The 19,147-nt window shown below is 40.2% G+C and carries 20 protein-coding genes; 11 read left to right on the top strand and 9 right to left on the bottom strand.

The features are described from left to right. Window positions 1-17 precede the first annotated feature (17 nt). The 3 genes from ACOI22_RS09215 (at window position 18) to gmhB (ending at window position 3,104) form a co-directional block, all read left to right on the top strand. Complete coding sequence (locus tag ACOI22_RS09215; protein ID WP_420671731.1) at window positions 18-1,244, top strand: threonine/serine ThrE exporter family protein; 1,227 nt, start codon at window positions 18-20, stop codon at window positions 1,242-1,244. Between the two features lie 5 nt (window positions 1,245-1,249). Continuing rightward, window positions 1,250-2,389 (top strand): DNA alkylation repair protein, encoded by a 1,140-nt coding sequence (locus ACOI22_RS09210; RefSeq protein WP_420671730.1) that lies wholly within the window; start codon window positions 1,250-1,252, stop codon window positions 2,387-2,389. A gap of 139 nt (window positions 2,390-2,528) precedes the next feature. Continuing rightward, the gene (gmhB, locus tag ACOI22_RS09205) at window positions 2,529-3,104 is read left to right on the top strand and encodes a D-glycero-beta-D-manno-heptose 1,7-bisphosphate 7-phosphatase (RefSeq protein ID WP_420671729.1); all 576 of its coding nucleotides are present in this window, start codon (window positions 2,529-2,531) and stop codon (window positions 3,102-3,104) included. Here gmhB and yeiP read toward each other — a convergent pair. The 5 genes from yeiP to hppD form a co-directional block, all read right to left on the bottom strand. Continuing rightward, the gene (yeiP, locus tag ACOI22_RS09200; protein WP_420671728.1) at window positions 3,101-3,667 is read right to left on the bottom strand and encodes an elongation factor P-like protein YeiP; all 567 of its coding nucleotides are present in this window, start codon (window positions 3,665-3,667) and stop codon (window positions 3,101-3,103) included. The two genes, gmhB and yeiP, sit on opposite strands and share 4 nt — an antisense overlap. Before the next feature lie 99 nt (window positions 3,668-3,766). After that, the gene (locus tag ACOI22_RS09195) at window positions 3,767-4,435 is read right to left on the bottom strand and encodes a 2OG-Fe(II) oxygenase (RefSeq protein WP_420671727.1); all 669 of its coding nucleotides are present in this window, start codon (window positions 4,433-4,435) and stop codon (window positions 3,767-3,769) included. A 183-nt stretch (window positions 4,436-4,618) separates the two neighbouring features. Beyond that, complete coding sequence (locus ACOI22_RS09190; RefSeq protein ID WP_420671726.1) at window positions 4,619-5,626, bottom strand: fumarylacetoacetate hydrolase family protein; 1,008 nt, start codon at window positions 5,624-5,626, stop codon at window positions 4,619-4,621. A gap of 24 nt (window positions 5,627-5,650) precedes the next feature. Beyond that, the gene (locus tag ACOI22_RS09185) at window positions 5,651-6,196 is read right to left on the bottom strand and encodes a VOC family protein (protein ID WP_420671725.1); all 546 of its coding nucleotides are present in this window, start codon (window positions 6,194-6,196) and stop codon (window positions 5,651-5,653) included. Further along, complete coding sequence (gene hppD / locus ACOI22_RS09180; RefSeq protein ID WP_420671724.1) at window positions 6,196-7,287, bottom strand: 4-hydroxyphenylpyruvate dioxygenase; 1,092 nt, start codon at window positions 7,285-7,287, stop codon at window positions 6,196-6,198. The genes ACOI22_RS09185 and hppD overlap by 1 nt, the downstream gene beginning before the upstream one ends. 165 nt (window positions 7,288-7,452) lie before the next feature. On the opposite strand from hppD, the gene ACOI22_RS09175 reads away from it, so the two are divergent. After that, window positions 7,453-7,911, top strand: a complete 459-nt coding sequence (locus ACOI22_RS09175; RefSeq protein ID WP_420671723.1) for a MarR family winged helix-turn-helix transcriptional regulator — start codon at window positions 7,453-7,455, stop codon at window positions 7,909-7,911. On the opposite strand, the gene ACOI22_RS09170 is transcribed toward ACOI22_RS09175, so the two are convergent. Beyond that, complete coding sequence (locus ACOI22_RS09170; RefSeq protein WP_420671722.1) at window positions 7,900-8,592, bottom strand: FadR/GntR family transcriptional regulator; 693 nt, start codon at window positions 8,590-8,592, stop codon at window positions 7,900-7,902. The two genes, ACOI22_RS09175 and ACOI22_RS09170, sit on opposite strands and share 12 nt — an antisense overlap. 274 nt (window positions 8,593-8,866) lie before the next feature. Here ACOI22_RS09170 and ACOI22_RS09165 point away from each other — a divergent pair, with 274 nt between their 5' ends. From ACOI22_RS09165 to ACOI22_RS09155, 3 genes are read left to right on the top strand one after another with little or no spacing between them, the layout of a single operon-like run. After that, window positions 8,867-9,625, top strand: coding sequence for an SDR family NAD(P)-dependent oxidoreductase (locus ACOI22_RS09165; RefSeq protein WP_420671721.1), 759 nt, complete (start codon window positions 8,867-8,869; stop codon window positions 9,623-9,625). A gap of 2 nt (window positions 9,626-9,627) precedes the next feature. Then, window positions 9,628-10,590: a 2-dehydro-3-deoxygalactonokinase gene (locus ACOI22_RS09160; RefSeq protein ID WP_420671720.1), complete on the top strand. Its 963-nt coding sequence runs from the start codon at window positions 9,628-9,630 to the stop codon at window positions 10,588-10,590. A gap of 29 nt (window positions 10,591-10,619) precedes the next feature. Continuing rightward, window positions 10,620-11,564, top strand: a complete 945-nt coding sequence (locus ACOI22_RS09155; RefSeq protein ID WP_420671719.1) for an SMP-30/gluconolactonase/LRE family protein — start codon at window positions 10,620-10,622, stop codon at window positions 11,562-11,564. Window positions 11,565-11,605: 41 nt separating this feature from the next. Here ACOI22_RS09155 and ACOI22_RS09150 read toward each other — a convergent pair whose 3' ends face one another. Beyond that, window positions 11,606-13,738: an alpha-galactosidase gene (locus ACOI22_RS09150; RefSeq protein WP_420671718.1), complete on the bottom strand. Its 2,133-nt coding sequence runs from the start codon at window positions 13,736-13,738 to the stop codon at window positions 11,606-11,608. Between the two features lie 287 nt (window positions 13,739-14,025). Beyond that, window positions 14,026-14,841 (bottom strand): hypothetical protein, encoded by an 816-nt coding sequence (locus tag ACOI22_RS09145; RefSeq protein ID WP_420671717.1) that lies wholly within the window; start codon window positions 14,839-14,841, stop codon window positions 14,026-14,028. Between the two features lie 463 nt (window positions 14,842-15,304). Between ACOI22_RS09145 and ACOI22_RS09140 the strand changes: the two genes are divergently transcribed. From ACOI22_RS09140 to ACOI22_RS09130, 3 genes are all read left to right on the top strand, one after another. Then, on the top strand, window positions 15,305-15,829 hold the full coding sequence (locus ACOI22_RS09140) for a DUF2058 domain-containing protein (RefSeq protein ID WP_420671716.1): 525 nt from the start codon (window positions 15,305-15,307) through the stop codon (window positions 15,827-15,829). 42 nt (window positions 15,830-15,871) lie between these two features. Then, window positions 15,872-16,192, top strand: coding sequence for a hypothetical protein (locus ACOI22_RS09135; protein WP_420671715.1), 321 nt, complete (start codon window positions 15,872-15,874; stop codon window positions 16,190-16,192). Between the two features lie 143 nt (window positions 16,193-16,335). Beyond that, a complete protein-coding gene (locus tag ACOI22_RS09130) occupies window positions 16,336-16,542 on the top strand; it encodes a cold-shock protein (RefSeq protein WP_420671714.1) in 207 nt (68 codons plus the stop codon). 120 nt (window positions 16,543-16,662) lie between these two features. Here ACOI22_RS09130 and ACOI22_RS09125 read toward each other — a convergent pair whose 3' ends face one another. After that, the gene (locus tag ACOI22_RS09125; protein ID WP_420671713.1) at window positions 16,663-17,424 is read right to left on the bottom strand and encodes a sterol desaturase family protein; all 762 of its coding nucleotides are present in this window, start codon (window positions 17,422-17,424) and stop codon (window positions 16,663-16,665) included. A gap of 230 nt (window positions 17,425-17,654) precedes the next feature. Between ACOI22_RS09125 and ACOI22_RS09120 the strand changes: the two genes are divergently transcribed. Next, the gene (locus tag ACOI22_RS09120; protein ID WP_420671712.1) at window positions 17,655-19,136 is read left to right on the top strand and encodes a winged helix-turn-helix domain-containing protein; all 1,482 of its coding nucleotides are present in this window, start codon (window positions 17,655-17,657) and stop codon (window positions 19,134-19,136) included. The last annotated feature ends 11 nt before the right edge of the window (window positions 19,137-19,147 follow it).

The following is a 19,147-nucleotide window of genomic DNA, read 5'->3' as shown; positions in this document are numbered from 1 at the left end:
ACCTATTGAGATTTATATTGGACAAAACAGATTTTATCCACACCCGTCGATTTATCGTTAAGCTTGGCAAAATGCTGCACAAATACGGAACGCCGGCCTTTCGCCTAGAAGCTCACCTAAATGAAGTTGCAGCTTACCTAAATGTTAACGCTAGTTTTATCTCCACCCCTACCTCGCTTACATTCGTGATTTGGAGTGACAAACATGAAGAGGAGTATAATCATGCAGCCAGAGTACAACCTGGCGAGCTTGATTTAGGCTCTTTAGCGCGAACCGATGAGCTGGTTAGTGCGCTAATAGACGGTAAATTATCACTCATTGAAGCTGATGAGCGCTTAACCTACATAGACCAAGAAATAAAATTTATGCACCCCTTGGGCATGGGAACCGCATTTTGCTTTGCAACCGGTGCATTTTCTGTATTGATGGGGGCATCGTTGTTAGATGCTGTAGCTACCGGAGCCATTGGTATTGTAATGTACCTATTTGTGTTTTGGTCACAGCATTCTAGAAGAGTGGCTTACATGCTTGAGCCCGCGGTAGCCTTAGTAGCTGGTGTATTAGCATGTGCAATTGCTCATTACTTAGAACCGGGTATTAACATTCGTTTAGTAGTACTTTCTTCCATTATTATATTCATTCCAGGTTTAGCCCTAGCAATAGGCCTTGCTGAATTGTCATCACGAAACGTGGTAAGCGGTACAGCCCGTGTTATGGATGCTTTAATGCAGTTATTTAAACTGTATTTTGGCGCGTTTTTAGGTATATCACTTGGCTTCGCTTTATTTAGTGAAATAGAGCATAACCCACTGATTCGCTTGCCTGAATGGTCATTATTCGTGGCTGTTTTGGTGCTGTGTACTGCGCTGGTTCCTATATTTAATATTCGTTTAAAGCATGCTCATTGGGCTATCACTTGTGGGTTCGTGGGCTACTTTTCCACCTACTGGGCAGCAAAATATTTAGAGTTTGGCTTAGGGACTTTTGCCGGCGCATTTGCAGTAGGTGTATTTGCCAATGTGTTTTCGCGTATTACCAACGCCCCAACTAGTATTGTTTTAATGCAGGGTTTAATCGTGCTTGTGCCGGGTTCTAAAACCTATATTGGCCTGAATTCATTTGTGTCGGGTAAAGATTTTGTTCAAGCAGAACATATAGGTCAAGAAACGTTTGTTATCTTCATGTCTTTAGTGGCTGGTTTAATATTTGCCAATGTTGTTATGCCTACCCGAAAAGCATTGTAAAAAGCATGGCAGAGTTATTTAAAGATAAATTTAATACCAAAACTGTTACCCACTTGGCAAAAGTTTTAGTCAGTTACGATCCTAGTTTTAATCTAAAAGAATTTATAAAAATGGCTAGCGCAGGCTTAGCCAAATTAGAAATGAAGGCGCGCTCAAAGCAAATAACTAAGGCCCTTCTAGTGCACATGCCGCAAGACTTCACCAAGGCCACGCAAATTATTGAAAGCGCTTTAGATAAGCCTTCACAAGGCGAAACACTTAATTTTGAGCATGCTGAAGGCTACATTGCAGGCTGGACAATTATGCCGGTGGTGCAATACATTTCAGATGCGATTTTACTGCTACCTGATGAGCGTTTTGAACTTGGCATGCAAAGCTTAAAAGAATGCACTAAGCGCTTTAGTGCTGAGTTTGCCATTAGACCGTTGCTAGAACAATTGCAATGCAAAACCCTTGCTGTGTTGGAGACTTGGGCGCATGACAGTAACCTACATGTTAGGCGTTTAGTATCAGAAGGCAGCAGACCTTTGCTACCTTGGGGACTTCGCCTACACGCTTTTGTGCAGTCCCCTCAGCTAATATTACCACTGCTTGAGCAGTTAAAAGATGATGAGTCTGAATATGTAAGGCGCTCGGTGGCGAATAGTTTAAATGATATAGCAAAGCATCATCCTGACTTAGTGGCCAATATAGCCCTAAAGTGGTGGCAAGATGATAAGCCTATTCGGCAAAAACTGCTAAAGCATGCTTGTAGAACACTTATTAAAAAAGGCAATGTAACTGTATTAAATATGTTGGGATATGCACCGGCTAGCATTCAAGAGCTGGAACTAACATTGGCGCATACTTTAGTAGTTAAGGGTAATGAACAAGTCATTACATTACACATTAAAAATGCAATTAGTACCCCACAAAAACTATTAATTGATTACGTGGTGCATCATCAAAAAGCGAATGGTACCTTGAGTCCAAAGGTGTTTAAATGGAAAAGTGTAGTTTTGCCGGTAAATAATGGCGGACTTACGTTAACTAAAAAGCATAGTTTTAAAACGGTAACTACGCGAAAATATTATTCAGGTAAGCATAAAATAAGCATACTTATTAATGGCGAAACTTTTGCCGAACAAGCATTTAGCTTAACCTAAAAGCAGCATGTTATTGTACATATTTGGCAAGCTAAAACGTATAATACCGATATAATTACACTCGTTGATTTAAATAATCAATCACTGGCAGTGGCTACATCATCTATGCATAAAGCGCATTTAACTCACAGGAATTATTTTGTCTTCTTCTAATACTTTACAAAAAGCTGTTTTTATTGACCGCGATGGCGTTATTAATAAAGAAGTAAACTACCTTTATAAAATTGAAGATTTTAAATTCATAGATGGTGTAATTGATGCCTGCAAGCAATACCAAGATGCAGGGTTTGCACTCATCATTATTACGAACCAAGCGGGGATTGGCCGTGGTTATTACACCGAAGCGCAATTTCAAGAATTAACTGACTGGATGCTAAAAGCATTTGCCGGAAAAGGCGTAAATATTACTCATGTATATTTTTGCCCGCATCATAAAAAAGAAGGCTTACCGCCGTATAACATTGACTGTGAATGCAGAAAACCAAAGCCTGGCATGATTCTTCAAGCCCAAAAAGACCATGGAATTAACTTGAGTCAATCCATATTGTTTGGCGACAAAGTGTCAGATGTTCAAGCGGGTATTAATGCGGGAATAGGGGTGAATGTTTTAGTTGAAAGTGGGCACGAATATACGCAAGATGATGCCAAATTGGCGCATAAGGTTATGCCCACATTACAATTTATGTTACCTGAAACACTTAAGAAAAGTGATTAAGCGCGGCTAGTAAATTTTTGCTCAGCGGTATTAATTTTAACTTTTTCGCCTGCGGCAATGTACTCAGGTACTTGCACCACTAAGCCTGTACTCAAGGTGGCTGGCTTGGTGCGAGCACTTGCTGATGCGCCTTTAATTGACGGGTCAGTTTCGGTGATCACTAAATCAACTGAGGCAGGTAATTCTATGCCAACTGGGCGGCCGTCTACCATTAGGGCGTTTAAGCCTTCCGTTTCTTCGGTAATGAATAAAAGCTCATCTTCTATAACGTCTTTGTCTAATGAATATGGCGTGTAATCTTCATTGTCCATAAATACATATTCGGTGCCATCAACGTACGAGAACATCACTTTCTTTTTATGAAATTCTGCGGTGTTAATCATTTCGTCAGCTTTAAAACTTTCGTCAGCTTTAGCGCCAGTAGATACTTCATACAAACGCATGCGATATAAGCTTGCACCTGCTCGGCCACTTGGGGTTAATTTCTTAATATCTTTAACTAAAAATACTTTCCCATTGTGCTCAATGGCGGCATTCTTTTTTATTTCACTGGCTTTAGGCATTACTAGCTCTTTACTATAATTGAAAGGTATAAAATAACACGAACTTAACAGGCATAAAATAAAAATGCGCACAAAGAGTTTCATGCAGCGTAAATACTTTTATAATGGCGGATCAATCTTGTCAGCGGTGCTTGTGTTCACCCTAAACCAGCCGGCTATTGAGTATCGGTCTTGCAAAGCTTGTTTTACTTCATGCTCAAACTCTTCACTTAAAAATACTACAATAGTGCCGTATTCAGGTAAAACCTTCGTACCTATTTGATCACTAGCGCTTTTATAGATAACCAGTTCCCCCCCGTTGCTCGATTTCCAATCAGGATTGAGGTAACTCACCAAAGATAATACTCGGTTGGCTTGTCCTTTAAATGCATCTAAATGGCGCTTGTAAAAATGTCCTTTTGCGTAATGAGCGAAATGACTTTCAAACGAAAATAAACCAAGAAACAGTCTACGATTTAAGTAACTTTGTAAGGCTTGTGTCCAGCTTAGCCACTGAGCACCAGCCGGGCTGTTTCCGTGTATCCACGATATTGTATCGTTGCGCACAGTTTCATCTAACTGCTGGCTAAACTGCCGGCCAATACTGGCATCACTAAACTTATATTCGGCCATATTACTTAGATGAAAGTAAAGAATATCACTTAACTCTTTTGGAATGGCTTTACGTTGAATGCTATATCCCTGTTCAATAATATCTTGGGCAATATTTTCAAATAACGAATCTAGTGGGGTTTGACTGTTGTGAGTAAGTTGCTTTTTGGCTTGCACTTAAGTGGCCTAGTAGAAATTTGGTGCTTTTTACCTGATAAACTCAAGGCAAGCAAGAGAATAATGCGGTGCAGCCCAATTTACTTTTAAACGGCTTTTTAATTGCGTTAAACCAAAGTCGTGATAAGGCTAACGCTTGTAATTAGTAATACGAACAAGCGTTTGCTTTATCAAAGGTAGACTTTAATATTGTTTTACTGTTTGTGATATTTGGCCAAAGATAGATTGATGATTGTTATCAAACATTTCAATACTCACATAATCGCCAAACTTCATAAACGGTGTTTTTGCTTGGCCCGTTCTAATGGTTTCAATCATGCGTACCTCGGCAATGCAGCTGTAGCCTGCACCACCCTCGTCAATAGATTTGCCTGCTTCGCCATTTAACTTATTTGATACGGTGCCTGAGCCAATTATTGTTCCGGTGCTCAAAGGGCGCGTTTTAGCAGCGTGAGCAATCAATTGTCCAAAATGAAAGGTCATATCAATCCCCGCGTTCGGTTCACCAAACTTGTTGCCATTAAAATGCGTGACTAAGGGTAAGTGAAGTTTTCCGCCTTGCCATGCGTCCCCGAGCTCATCAGGTGTTACGCATACAGGGCTAAAAGCACTGGAAGGTTTAGATTGAAAAAAGCCAAAACCTTTGGCTAATTCGCCAGGAATAAGACCTCGAAGCGATACGTCGTTCATAATCATTACCAAGCGAACATAATTTAAGGCGTCATCAGCACTAACGCCCATAGGAACGTCATTGGTAATAACAGCTACTTCGGCCTCAAAGTCAATACCAAAGCCTTCATCTTGTGGCATTAATATATCGTCTGTTGGGCCTAAGAAGGTATCAGACCCGCCTTGATACATTAGCGGATCAGTCCAAAAACTTTCAGGCATTTCAGCACCACGGGCTTTTCTCACCAATTCAACATGATTTACATAAGCACTGCCATCAGCCCATTGAAATGCGCGCGGTAATGGTGACGCAAAGCGCGTAGGATCATAGCGCTCACCTTCAATTTCTCCACTCTCTAGCTGCTGGTATAAATCTTGAAGCTTGCCTATCACTTGGTCCCAATTATCGAGCGCATACTGAAGAGTAGGAGCTGCTACTTGCGCGCTACACATCTTAGTTAAATTCTTATTCACAATGACTAATTGGCCATCACGGCCGTGTTTTAAACTAGCTAATTTCATTTATTCAATCCTGTTAGTAAGGCTTTACTTCGCCTTGAAACCTTGGCCATTGTGTAGCCATTCTGCGTGTTTCGGCGCTTGTTTAGTTATTGACCATTCTTCTAACATCGCAGGGGCCACACGCTTAAGTTCTTTCATCATAGCGGGTGTACCTGTATTTGCGGCTAGCTCAATTCTATGGCCATTAGGGTCAAAGAAGTATAGTGATTTAAAGATCCCATGATCAACAGGCCCAAGCACACTTACATTTTCGCTTTCTAAGTGTAATTTTGCCGCTTGCAAAGCTTCTTCATTTGCTACTTCAAATGCTATGTGCTGAACCCATTCTGGTGTGTTGCCATCACGCCCCATGGCGGGTGAATTAGGTAACTCAAAAAAAGCGAGAACGTTTCCATTTCCAGCATCTAAAAACACATGCATGTAAGGGTCGGGCGCTTGAGTAGAAGGCACTTTGTCTTCAGCAATCGCAAGCTGAAACTCCATGTTTAATACTTTTTGATAAAACGCCACGGTTTCTTTTGCATCATTACATCTGTAGGCAACATGATGAATTCGGCTTAAGGCTATCATTACGCAGTTTCCTTTGTAGCACCCACAACACCTCGCGCTACTTGGTCGCGCTCTATTGATTCAAATAATGCCTTGAAGTTACCTTCACCAAAACCATCATCTTGTTTACGCTGAATAAACTCAAAAAACACAGGGCCTAGCATTGCCGCTGAGAATATTTGTAGTAGTAAGCGAGGCTCTCCAGATTCGGTTGTGCCATCTAAAAGTATCCCGCGCGCTTTTAATTCATCAATTGGTTCGCCATGGCCGGGTAAACGCTCTTCTAGCATTTCGTAGTAGGTATTAGGTGGAGGCGTCATAAATTCCATGCCCATGGCTTTTAATCTGTCCCAGCAAGCGGGTAAGTCATCACATGCAAATGCAATGTGCTGAATACCTTCACCATTATATTCCATCAAAAATTCTTCTATTTGCCCACCACCACTAGCACCGGCCTCTTCATTTAAAGGAATCTTTATTTTGCCATCGGGCGCAGTCATGGCTTTTGACAACAAACCCGTGTATTCGCCCTTAATATCGAAATAGCGAATTTCACGGAAGTTAAATAAACTTTCGTAGAAATTAGCCCAATAGGCCATCCGTCCGCGATATACATTGTGGGTAAGGTGGTCAAGCGTATGGAACCCGCAACCTTGGGGATGGATATCAAGCCCTTCAATCCACTCAAAATCTATGTCGTAAATTGTTTCGCCTTCTTTGTAGCGGTCTATTAAATATAATGCTGCACCGCCAATCCCCTTTATTGCGGGTAATTTAAGTTCCATAGCGCCGGTTTGCATATCAATAGGCTGAGCACCTTTCTCAAGTGCTAATTTGTAGGCATGCTGGGCGTTTTTTACTCTAAAAGCCATGCCGCAAGCGGATGGTCCATGCTCTTGTGCATAGTAAAATGCAGGGCTATTTTTAGTATAATTAGTAATAAAATTGATATCGCCTTGGCGCCATAGGGCCACATCTTTTGATTTATGATTGGCAACGTGAGTAAACCCCATGGCAATAAATACCGGTTCTAACATGCCTTTTTCCGGTGAGCTAAACTCCACAAATTCAAAACCATCTAAGCCCATCGGATTTTCAAATAAATCAGCCATATCTCTTACCTTCAATTTAGTTGCAATAACAACTAAATTAGTTGCTATTGCAACTAATGTCAAGCTAAGACCAATTATAGGCTGTAAATGATGGTTAATATTTGCGTATGAATATATGATAAATTACTGCGCTACCCAGCTTAATAAATAATAATTGAGGCCTTTATGAGCAAACAAGCAACTCCATTACTTACCTTAGAGCGGTATCTTCCATACAGGTTGTCTATATTGTCGAATAAGGTGAGCACTCTGGTTGCACAGGCGTACCAAAATAAATTTGCGCTTTCAATTACCGAATGGCGAATTATGGCGGTATTAGGCGAGTATCCTGGGGCATCGGCTGATGAAATATCTGCAAAAACGCAAATAGAAAAGTCATTAATAAGCAGAGCAATTAGCAAGTTGTTAAAGCGAGCTTTAATTGAGCGCCAAATAGCTAAAGAAGATAAACGGCGCTCACAAATTCAATTATCTAAAACCGGTTATGCGGTTTACGAAGAAATAGTGCCGTTGTCGTACGAATATGAAGATACTTTACTTGCATGCCTTGAAAGCGACGAACAAGAAATGCTGAGTAAACTAATTGACCGCCTATATGCTCACGCCGAAGACTTAGAGCTTTGATTCAATTAGCCCTAAAGCTTCCTCTAAAACTTCAGATACGCAGGTTTTAGCGCCTTCTGAATCACCACTTTTGATGTGTTGAAATATTAAAGCGTGCGCATTTACATCGGCATTTTTAACGCCTTTTATATGATTGGTATAGCGAATGGAAACACGTAATGCGGTACTAATAAATTGTGTCAACTGAAGAAAAAATCGGTTGCCGCTAGCCTCAAGAATAGCATTGTGAAAACTAATATCGGCATCTAGAGGGTCGTCTAGTCCATCTTCGGCATCGGCCATCCTATTGAGTGCTTTTTCTATATTTTGTAGTTGCTTTGGAGTGGCATTTTTTGCTGCAAGTTCGGCCGCTAAAGGCTCTATTGCAAAGCGCACCTGCGTAAATTCTTTTAACAACTTTAATGAAGGTTTACTTTGTAAAATCCAAGAAAGGACGTCAGTGTCAAACATGTTCCAGTTACTTTCGGGCAATACTTTAATGCCTTGCTTGGGGCGCGAGGATACTAAGCCTTTAGCTGACAGCATCTTAACCGCTTCGCGCGTGGAGCTTCTGCTTACTTCAAACTCCGCACATAAATTTGCCTCTGAGGGCATGCCCTCACCAACAGGGTAATGTCCGTTTACAATTGCCAGTCCAAGTTTGTGCGTTAACTGTTGTGTCAAGTTTTGTGCTTGTTTCATAATGATGCAATACTTCTAAGGTAGCTAAGTGTTATTTAACTTGTTAAAAAAATAATAAGTTCTTTAATACTAATTATCATATTAATCACTAAATAGATAGCAATGATAGTGAAAATATACGTGAAAGCATAATCCCGAGCGCTTTTTGCTATGCATGAGGTATTCATTAAACCTAAACTGGGTCAATTAATTTTGGTACTGAAATTGGTATATGGTGAAGTTGTAAACTTGGTGTTAATCTAGCCTCAGAAACGGCAAAATTTGGAAGTATTTGGTGACAACTCTTTATAAAAGTCTACAAGACAAAGTTGTATTCATAACCGGCGGTGCTTCAGGCATTGGAGCGGCAATGGTGCGTGCGTTTGTTGAACAGCAAGCGAAGGTCGCATTCATTGATATTAACGAAAACAACGCACAAGCTTTAATTCAATCCTTAGGTTCCCACGCTGAGAAACTGTGGTATCGAAATACCGATGTAACCAAACCTGAATTGCTTCAAGACGCTATTTGTGACGCTTATCATCACTTCAATCGTTTAGATGTGATGGTGAATAACGTTGCGAATGACAATAGGCATCAGGTGGAAAATATATCTGCCTACGATTGGCATAAATGCATGAATGTAAACTTAGATCCTGCATTTTTTGCCTCGCAAGCCGCGTTCTCTAAAATGAAGAAACGCAATGCCGGCAGTATTATTAATTTCAGCTCTATTAATGCGCTCATTGGGCAGAAGCAAATGACCGGCTACGTGACAGCAAAAGCTGGTTTAATGGGCATGACCAAAGCCCTCGCCAAAGATTTTGGTGATCACAACATTCGCGTGAACGCTATTTTACCGGGTTGGGTGGCCACCGAAAAACAACTTGAAACATGGTTAACCGAAGATGAAGAGCGAAAGTGGCTTGACTCCATGGCCTTAAAACAGCGTTTACTGCCTGAGCAAGTTGCGTCTTTAGCTCTATTCTTAGCATCTGATGATTCGGCTATGATCACCGGCCAAGGTATTAATATTGACGGAGGACGCACTTAGTTATGTTTCAAGCAAAACGCGACCAATGTTATATAGCAATAGATTGGGGAACCTCACGATTAAAAGCTGCTTTGTGCTGTACATTAGCGAATAAAAGCGTAGAAGTGCTAGATGAAGCAGAGTGCGCTGGCGTACAAAAAAATAAACTTGATTTCGCCAGTACCTTTTTACAAATCACGCAAAAATGGCGTGATGACTACGGCACATTAGACGTAATAATGGGTGGGCAAATAGGCTCATCTATTGGCTGGCATCAATCACCCTATGTACCTTGTCCAGTTGAGCCGGCCGACATAGTAACTGGCTTGGTAAATTTTGAGTGCGAAGGGCATAATATTAATATTGTACCGGGACTAAGTTGCACCCTTGCAAATGGGCATTTTGACGTAATGCGCAGCGAAGAGTTACAAGTATTAGGATGGTTAGAAGCAAGCGCATCCCACCGAAATGGTACTTATCTTATTTGTTTACCGGGTACTCATACAAAGTGGATTTTAGTGAAAGACGGCGTTATTCAAATGTTTAAAACCGCGATGACCGGTGAATTATTTGATTTACTTACGCACTCTAGTATTCTTATTCAAGCACCTAGCGATGTGTTTGATGCAAACTCGTTTGATTTAGGTGCAGATTTCACTTTAGGTAGTTCATCAGGTAATCTCATACACGGTTTATTTAGTGTACGTACAAAGCAGCTTTTCGAACAATTAACACCTACCGCTGCCAATTCTTATTTGTCAGGCCTATTAATAGGTAGTGATGTACGCGCAGCCATGTACGCACAAGAGTGGGATATTAAAGAAGTAGAGCGCGTTATTATTATTGGTGAAAGCCATATAAGTGATTTGTTTAAACGCGTAATTAAAAAACAGAGCAGTGCGGTAGATTGCTTTCATGGTAAACAAGCCACGGTGTTAGGTTTTGCGGCTGTACGCCAGCGCTTTTTAGCGCAAGAATGGTCGTAAATTAATAATAAAGATAATAGGGCAGTACTTTGTTAGTTAAACAATTCCTTTACCAAATTCCTTGTCAAAATATACTGGGTGAAAATGTGTTGTGGTGTACACAAGAGCAAGCGCTTTTTTGGACCGACATTCACAATAAATTGCTACATATATGGCATTTTGACACGCAAATTCACCAAACCATTAGTTTACCTTACAAGCTTGCCACATTTGCATTCACTGAGCGTAAAGAATGGCTAATGGCAGGCTTTGAGCAAGGCCTTGCATTATTCAATTATAAAACCCGCGAAATGCAATGGGTGGCTGATATTGAAAAAGAAAATCCGCATACCCGAATGAACGATGGTAAATGCGACCCTAAAGGGCGGTATTGGTTTGGTACCATGGTAAGTAATGGTGACTACGCCAAACTAGATGTAAAGCAACAAGGTGCGCTTTATAGTGCCCATTTTGATTCCTTGCCTGAGGGTTCTCCTATACAACAGGTACACATTGAGCACACTCTTTCGGGGATTCATATATCTAATGGGCTTTGTTTTAATAACGATGCCAGTGTTATGTACCACAGCGATTCAAGCACCCATAAAGTGTATCAGTATGAGCTAGATGAAGACGGCTATATTATTGACCAGCGTTTATTTGCCAAATTCGAAAAACACTGTTTTCCAGATGGCGCTTGCGTAGATACTCAAGGCAATGTTTGGATTGCGCTTTGGGGCGGCGCATGCGTAGTATGCTTGAATTCTGAAGGGCAAGAATTGTTTAGATATCCTATTCCAGTGACGCAGGGGGCTTGTGTGGCAATTGGAGGGCCCAATATGGACCATTTGTTTATAACCAGTGCGCAGGAAAACCTGCCAAAGGCACAACTTGCTAAACAGCCGCGTGCTGGAAATGTATTCGTGTATCAACTAAGTGATAAGCTTGGAAGAGAAGAACCGCGTGTTACGGTTCCCGACTCATCATTTGTATAGCGGCCAAAACAAGATATTTTAGGCCGCTCAACTTAAGTAATCTATTGCTTAGTTAATTTAAATATTAAGCTAGTTTGTGGGAATACTACAGGCAACTGCATTCCGTAGTTCATTAACACTTCGCCGCTAAACGTTTGCCCTTCAATTACTGACAATATTGACTTCGAATATTCGAATAATTTTTTAGGCCAAACTAGGTCTAGGGTGTAAAGCCCATCTGGGTCTAATCCTGCAAAGCGATATTTACGCGGCATAGTTCTGCGGGTTTCTACCACACTGTTATACGCAAACAAGGCCAAGCTCTTGTCGTCAGCTACTACGCCAAAGTCAACCGAATTACCGTTTAAGTCAGCACGATATAAACGCCCTGAATGAATTAGGCTACGGTAATCTTTGTAAATGCCAAGGCCAGCTTGTAAGCAGGCTATATCTTCTTCATCAAGTTCGCGTGGGTCCATTTCCATGCCCATAGAACCAAACATTGCAACTGCGATTCGCATTTCCATAGAAATACGACGGCCAGTAATATGGCAATCACGCGGGCCTACATGAGAACCCATAATTTCAGCGGGGAAGAAGAACGAACAGCCGCGCTGAATCATTAGGCGGTCAAGGGCGTCATTTGAATCAGAGGTCCAAACACGATCAGTATGCGCCAACACGCCATAATCAATACGTGCACCGCCTGATGAACAACTTTCAATTTCTACGTGCGGATGCGCAGCTTTAACGCGGTCAATTAGAGCATAAACCGCAAGTGTTTGTGCGTGAATTGCACTCTTACCTTGGCCGTCACCAGTATGGTTAATATCTCGGTTCATATCCCACTTAATATAAGATATTTGCGGATAGTCGTTAAGCACATCATTCATTTGTTTAAATAAGTAATCGCACACTTCTGTACGCGTTAAATCAAGCACTAACTGATGTCTAAATTTTATTTGTGGATTGCCTTCGGTAGAAAGTACCCACTCAGGATGATCACGGAATAGGTCGCTGTCAGGGTTAACCATTTCAGGCTCAAACCAAATACCAAAGGCCATACCTAAGTCGTTAACGTGGTCAATAATAGGTGATAAACCATTAGGGTAAATTGCCTCATCTACTATCCAGTCACCCAAGCCGGCGTTGTCACCGCGGCGGCCCTTAAACCATCCGTCATCTAATACAAATCGTTCTGCGCCTACATTGGCCATAATATTGGCTAAGTTTTTCAAGGTATCTATATTGTGGTCAAAGTAAATACCTTCCCACGTGTTGTAGTGCACAGGGCGCGGCACTTTGGTGATGTTGCTGCTTAAAATTTGTTGGCGAACAAAGCGGTGGTAATTGTGTGATAACTCACCAAAACCTGCGGCTGAATAGCTCAAATATAGGCTAGGGCTGGTATAGCTTTCGCCTTGTTTTAGTTGTACTTCACCGGCACCTAATAACTCGCCCATTTGTACATAGGTTCTTTGTTCAGGAAGAAGCTCAACGCGCGTTCTATGATTACCAGACCATCCCAAATGAAAGCCATAACATTCTCCGCTAGCTTCATTGGCATGCTCACTATGCAAAATAACACCTGGGAAGTTATCGTGAGAGGTTTTACCTTTGCGATTTTCGCGTACAAACGCACCTAAGAATAAATCTATACTGTTTTGCTGAAACTCCATTGACCAACGCCCTTCAAACGAGAGCACTTTACTGATGTGATCAGGCATGCTGAAAGTGGGGGCGGCGCAATAATTTACGTTAAGCAATGAATCAGCCAAATTCTTTATGCGTGTACTTGCACATATTACGTTAGTATCAAAATCTAAGTCTATTGTGTGAGTAAGTTCAATTTGCCTTGTTTCATCAAATGACACAAAAACAACTGACTGGTCATTATCTTGTTTTATTGCTTGCAAGCTTGCGCCAACAGACCACGCAATACCGTTGTCAAATAAATCAAGTGCGGGTTGGCCAGTAAAACCATTGCCTAAACAAGGTGATAAACTAATAGGGACTTCTTCAACCAAAGCGCATTTTGCTTCTTGGCGTGTTTGTAAAATACCTAACATTTCTGGACAGGTATTTTTTGACAGAACCTTGCCCCAATACAAAACCTCAGGGGTATTGCGACGGCAATCAATAATAAGGCTAGCTTGTTGGCTGCGTAAATGAACATATTGGGCTAGGTTAGACATAAACATACTCTTGTTAGGCACTAATAAATAAGCGTACATAGCTAAAATTGAGTAAATATAATTTCAAAAATAGTACGCATCCAGAATGCGAGTAATTTACACAAATTTAACGCTTGTGTAAATAAATCATATAAATATGCTAATTAGGTTGTTTGCAAGTAAGTACGGGAATCGACTATTTATAATAGTTCGCTTACTGAAGGTACAATAATAGAAGGTAAAAGAGCTGGCGCTTAGGGGGGGAGAGGCGAAGCGCCTTTAAAAGGCGCTTGCGATGGCTGTTTGTTTTAGTTGCGTGATAACAGCTTGCGTTTTCTAATATAAAAAATACTCGCTAAGCCAGCAACTACCAGTAGCCCCGTTTCTTTTATTGGCACTTGATTCGCAAAATTAAGCGGGCCAGCTGCCAAGCTAGTTTGGGTTAATCCTAATGTAATGTCATCAATGCCCCAACCATCGCTGCCAGATAAAGAAGCACAAGCAACATTTTTACAATTTTCAAAAATTAGGCTGGCACTGTTTACCGCTGCAAAATCAGTAATTGTTACGAAAATTACTTTGGCGTCAGCGTACCGTGTGCCAGTGTTAAGTTGAGTATCTTGACCAAACATAAAGTTCAAACGAGCGTTAATGTCGTTTACGTCTGACAAAAAGAAACCTATAGAATTGAACAAGCCGTTTCCAACAATATCCCATTGCACTTGGCTAGCGTCGTTGTTGTCGAGCCAATAATCACTTGCGCTTGACGCGAGTGATTCTCGTCCATGTTCACCCGTAATTTCACTTTCAATCATCAAATTATCTGAATTTGTATTTTTACCGGCTTGGCCAGCAATTGTGTTGGTAAATACGCCAACGGAAGTATTGATTGAATTGCTCGAAACCAGCCAGCTATTTTGAGCGTTATAACGCTGGTACTGAGCATCAACGGGTGTGAAAGAGTCAAAATCTTCGGTTAAAGAAGAGCCTAGCGTTAAAGAACTATAAAAGGCCGCTTCGTGAAAGGCTAAGTTCGTATCAAACACGCTAATAGTTGCGGCCTGTGAACTAGCTCCTAACACACACATCACGCTAAAAAATGCGCTACTTATCTTTTTATTCATATCAATTCTCTTTTTAATTATTACTACTACAATGAACAACTAGACGAGGTCTACATGCCTTAGCAGGTTATGTCACGCTACACCGCATAGTACGTGCAACATGTATCTATTTAGCGACAGTTTATCAGTTGTCGATTAAAAAGCGAACAAATATTCAGCCAAAAGTGTAATTTTTAAGCTAAATAAAGAAGCACTGCCGCTATTCGATTTACCTAACTTTATATAGTAGCCAATTTTTGTCATGTAATTGAATGGCTTAGTGAGCATCAAAAATATTATTTGTAGCGCAATATAAATACGGAATTTATAATATTTTTTTTTAGTGTTCGCTGTATATTCCAAAATTAGGTTTTATGGCTACATTAGGAACACGTTTACAAAGGATAGATATTATTAACTTTATTTGCTGACAAGCTAACGATAAACTAGCGCGCATAGATTTGCGTTACCGCATGAGGAAAGCATGGCCAAATTATCTCTACAAGATCAACTTTTAAAAGCTGGCTTGGTAAATGAAAAAAAATTGACGAAAGCACAAAAGAGTAAAAAGAAATCTCGCACTTTAGCGCGCGAAGTAAAAGCCGGAGTAGAGGCGAGTAAAGCTGAGCAGCAAGAGCGGGCTAAAGCACTCAATGAGCAACAAAAAGAACAAAATCAAAACAAAGAAATTCAAGCGCAAATAAAACAGCTTATTCAAATGAACAAGCTTGACCTAAGTAAAGCCACCGATATTAAATATAATTTTACCCAAGGCAGTAAAATTCACTTTTTGTATGTACCGGCCGATATTAGAGATCAATTACTTAAGGGGATTTTGGCGGTAGTAAAATTTGAAGATGGCTTTGTGGTGATTCCTAATTCAGTCGCTAAAAAAATAGCCCTTCGTGATAGCAGCATTATTATTGAAAATAAGACAGCTGAAGAAGACGTGCTTGAAGAAGATGACCCTTATGCTGACTTCGTAGTACCTGACGATTTGATGTGGTAGTCACTAAAAAAATGATAATTTTTACAATAAAGAGCCAAATACGTGTATAAACCTTACGCCAATACAGAAGAATTAATATTATCTCTTGAACAAGAAATAGCCGAGTTATCTTACACTGTTGAGGTGTTAAAGCGCCCTGCAAAAAGTGTCAACGAAGAAATCATTTTGTTCTACATTGATTGCTTAAGTACTGGAAAAACAAAAGATTACGTTCGCTCGTTAGATATAAAATCTGAGCGCGGATCGCTTTTTTCATCAGGTGATGTGAGCAAATTAATTAAAGATGGTGCTGATGATATTTCCCCTGATTTGCTAAAAATTGCAAGAAAGGCAGTAAATATTAAAAAGAAAAACGGAAAATAATTGAAATAAGTATTATACTACCCGAACAGCAGTATGCAGAATGCTCGTATTTAGTGGTAACAAGCATTTAAAAATTCAAATTCTGATTATGTGATGGTGATAACTTATCAGAATTATATTTTTCACCAAGGATAAAGATAGTTATGAGTAAAGGTACAGTTAAGTGGTTTAATGCAGACAAAGGTTTCGGTTTTATTACTCCAGAAGACGGAAGCAAAGATTTGTTTGTACACCATTCAGAAATTCAATCTGGTGGCGGTTATGCAACATTAAACGACGGTCAACAAGTAGAGTTTGAAGTTGGTCAAGGCCAAAAAGGTCCATGTGCAAATAAAGTAGTACCACTTTAAGCTTTAGGTTTAGCACAATATTTGTATAGCCAATGGTTTCTGTACCATTGGCTATTTTACTTTCCCAATTCCTAGTTTTTACAAATCTTCCTACTTTAAAATAACTCCATAATATTTTAATTACGTTTTTTCATCTCTTGCGACATCTTGATACAATAACATTTTAGATATCTTGCTAGACGCGCCATTATAAAACCCAACATCACCCTCAAAATTTTTGGGATTTCTAAACGTTCCAAAAACAATATCAAATATAGGTAAGTCTGAATAGTTGAAGCGATGCACGCCCTTGCGATGATGCACGGTGTGGCTTTCAGGTCGCTGAATAAAATACCCAAGCCATTGAGGAGTGCTTATATTGGTATGCTGGAAAATAGCCAAAAACATTGTAATGAATAAAAAGTAAGTAGCCGCCTGTGCACTAACACCTACTATTAATACCAAGCTTAAACTTCCCAACAAAGTAAACCCAATCATGTCCAATGGGCTAAAATAAAATGCGCCAAAGGTGTCTACTCGCTCAATGCTGTGATGCATTTGATGAAACGTACGCCATAAAATACGACTTTGATGCATACTCCGGTGCCAAACGTAAAGTAGAAATTCAAATACGAGTAAAGCAAGCAGTGCGCTTAGATATACGTTCATGGATTCTAAATTAAATAACTGGTAATGCGCTAAGTGTTTGTCCCAAAATAAAGGTAGGTACACAGACAAGAAAAAATAGAACACAAAGGTGAGCATTGATCTTGGTATCCAGTTTTTAACCTTGGGAAGTTTTCTTGCAGGCGCAATTGCCTCAATAACCATAAGTAGCGCGTATAAAAAAAGTAATCCAAGCGAAATGGGGTCTAGCAATATCTCTAATATAGAAGGCATCATAATTTCCTTTTTTATATATTTAGCCAACAAGGAATTAGGAGTATGACGCTTGTGAAATTGCTTACCTGAGGGTAGGCTAAGTTTTAAGCAATAAATAGGCATCATTAGATAACTATTCGCTAATCTTTTGATAACAAGCTAATTATGGTTATGACTTGAGCTAGTATTTATGGGTAAAGTATCTATACACAAAAAATATTGTTTACAATTGAGCAACTTGAATTAAGCGTATGAAATACCAACTCGATAATTATGAAATTGATACTCAGCAGTATTCTATTACAAGCGCGGGTTTACCCATAAGTGTGGAACCAAAAGTATTTGATCTCATTGTGTACTTGATTGAACATCGTGAAAACTTAATATCGCGCGATGAACTATTCACCGAAATTTGGGACGGGCGCGAAGTTTCTGATACTACGCTTAGTAATCATATTAAAAGTGCAAGAAAAGTGTTGGGTGATAATGGCGAACGTCAAGATATTATAAAAACTATCAGGGGGAGAGGGTATCAGTTTATTGCGCAAATAGATGAAATGAATGAGGATGAAATCGGTAAGTTACAGGTTCCCAATGCCAATAAATTTCTAGTCCGAATAGCCGTACCCGTAGTTGTTATTATTGGCCTTGTAGGAATATGGGTATTTGGTCCAATAAGCTTCCAAAATAAGGGAGTGTTGACACCAGCGCAGGGAGGGGGAAATAAAACTTCGCCTGCAAAGTTAGGTAGCTTACCTACTAACAATATTCAAGCATATGAATATTATATTGCGGGGCAGCAACAAGTAAGCTTACTTGAGCATCAGTCTTTGCGCCGTGCAATAGAGTTATTTTCTCAGGCAGTAAAACTTGATCCTAATTTTGAAGAGGCGTATATAGCTAAGGCAAATGCCTATCGCTTAATCATGTCTTATTTCGAAACTCCGGCAAATGTTTTACCCAATGTTATAGATTCGGTACTTGAAACTTTGGCGGTTAACTCAGAATCAGCAAAAGCATACTCAGCATTGGGTTTAGCCTATGTACTTGCCTGGCGTTGGCAAGATGCTTGGGATATGTTGAATACTGCTAAATCAATAGATCCATCATTAGCACAAACCGAACTAGGTTTTGCCATGTATTACGCAGCAATAGGTGAAAAAGAAAAAGTAATTAATGCGCTGAATGTAGCCAAGCGATTAGACCCGCTAAACGTGGAAATAGCTGATTGGGGAAATTGGGCGCTTATGATGTCAGGATCGGTTGAGGCGGCATTGACTTGGAGCTCTGATCAAATGCGCCTTCACCCTAAAACAGGCATGATATACAGCGGCGCCAGTGTTACCGCTTCCATAGCAAAACAATACCCACGCGCTATTACCTTAGCCAAAGAAGGCGTTAAATTAGACCCCCAATCTGCCTTTGCTTATCTTGCTTTAGCACAGGCATTTGGCTGGGCAGGACAAACTGAGAAAATTCAACCGCTATTAGACAAAGCTAATAATCTAAATAGCTACATATGCCCTTACGAATCAGCGGTGAATTACATTCTATTAAATAATAAAGAAAAGGCATTTGAGCATTTGAACGATGCAGTAGAAGCGCGCTCAAATTGCTTAGTGTTTACACGAAACGACCCAAGGCTACAGCCCTTGCGCGACGATCCAAGATTTAATGCCTTACTAACTCGTATAGGCTTAGACAGTCACGCTATACGCAACTATTCTCGATAATAGTTTTTGTT

The sequence above is a fragment of the Glaciecola sp. 2405UD65-10 genome (assembly GCF_048820975.1).
Lineage (GTDB): Bacteria > Pseudomonadota > Gammaproteobacteria > Enterobacterales > Alteromonadaceae > Glaciecola.
Note: the sequence above shows the minus strand (reverse complement) of the source record. Positions and strands in the feature narration are given on the sequence as shown.

What these genes read in the sequence shown, in the direction of transcription:
- ACOI22_RS09210 (WP_420671730.1), top strand. Translation starts at nt 1,250, where the DNA reads ATGGCAGAGTTATTTAAAGATAAATTTAATACCAAAACTGTTACCCAC.
- yeiP (WP_420671728.1), bottom strand. Translation starts at nt 3,667, where the DNA reads ATGCCTAAAGCCAGTGAAATAAAAAAGAATGCCGCCATTGAGCACAAT.
- ACOI22_RS09190 (WP_420671726.1), bottom strand. Translation starts at nt 5,626, where the DNA reads ATGAAATTAGCTAGTTTAAAACACGGCCGTGATGGCCAATTAGTCATT.
- ACOI22_RS09185 (WP_420671725.1), bottom strand. Translation starts at nt 6,196, where the DNA reads ATGATAGCCTTAAGCCGAATTCATCATGTTGCCTACAGATGTAATGAT.
- hppD (WP_420671724.1), bottom strand. Translation starts at nt 7,287, where the DNA reads ATGGCTGATTTATTTGAAAATCCGATGGGCTTAGATGGTTTTGAATTT.
- ACOI22_RS09175 (WP_420671723.1), top strand. Translation starts at nt 7,453, where the DNA reads ATGAGCAAACAAGCAACTCCATTACTTACCTTAGAGCGGTATCTTCCA.
- ACOI22_RS09170 (WP_420671722.1), bottom strand. Translation starts at nt 8,592, where the DNA reads ATGAAACAAGCACAAAACTTGACACAACAGTTAACGCACAAACTTGGA.
- ACOI22_RS09160 (WP_420671720.1), top strand. Translation starts at nt 9,628, where the DNA reads ATGTTTCAAGCAAAACGCGACCAATGTTATATAGCAATAGATTGGGGA.
- ACOI22_RS09150 (WP_420671718.1), bottom strand. Translation starts at nt 13,738, where the DNA reads ATGTCTAACCTAGCCCAATATGTTCATTTACGCAGCCAACAAGCTAGC.
- ACOI22_RS09145 (WP_420671717.1), bottom strand. Translation starts at nt 14,841, where the DNA reads ATGAATAAAAAGATAAGTAGCGCATTTTTTAGCGTGATGTGTGTGTTA.
- ACOI22_RS09140 (WP_420671716.1), top strand. Translation starts at nt 15,305, where the DNA reads ATGGCCAAATTATCTCTACAAGATCAACTTTTAAAAGCTGGCTTGGTA.
- ACOI22_RS09130 (WP_420671714.1), top strand. Translation starts at nt 16,336, where the DNA reads ATGAGTAAAGGTACAGTTAAGTGGTTTAATGCAGACAAAGGTTTCGGT.
- ACOI22_RS09125 (WP_420671713.1), bottom strand. Translation starts at nt 17,424, where the DNA reads ATGATGCCTTCTATATTAGAGATATTGCTAGACCCCATTTCGCTTGGA.
- ACOI22_RS09120 (WP_420671712.1), top strand. Translation starts at nt 17,655, where the DNA reads ATGAAATACCAACTCGATAATTATGAAATTGATACTCAGCAGTATTCT.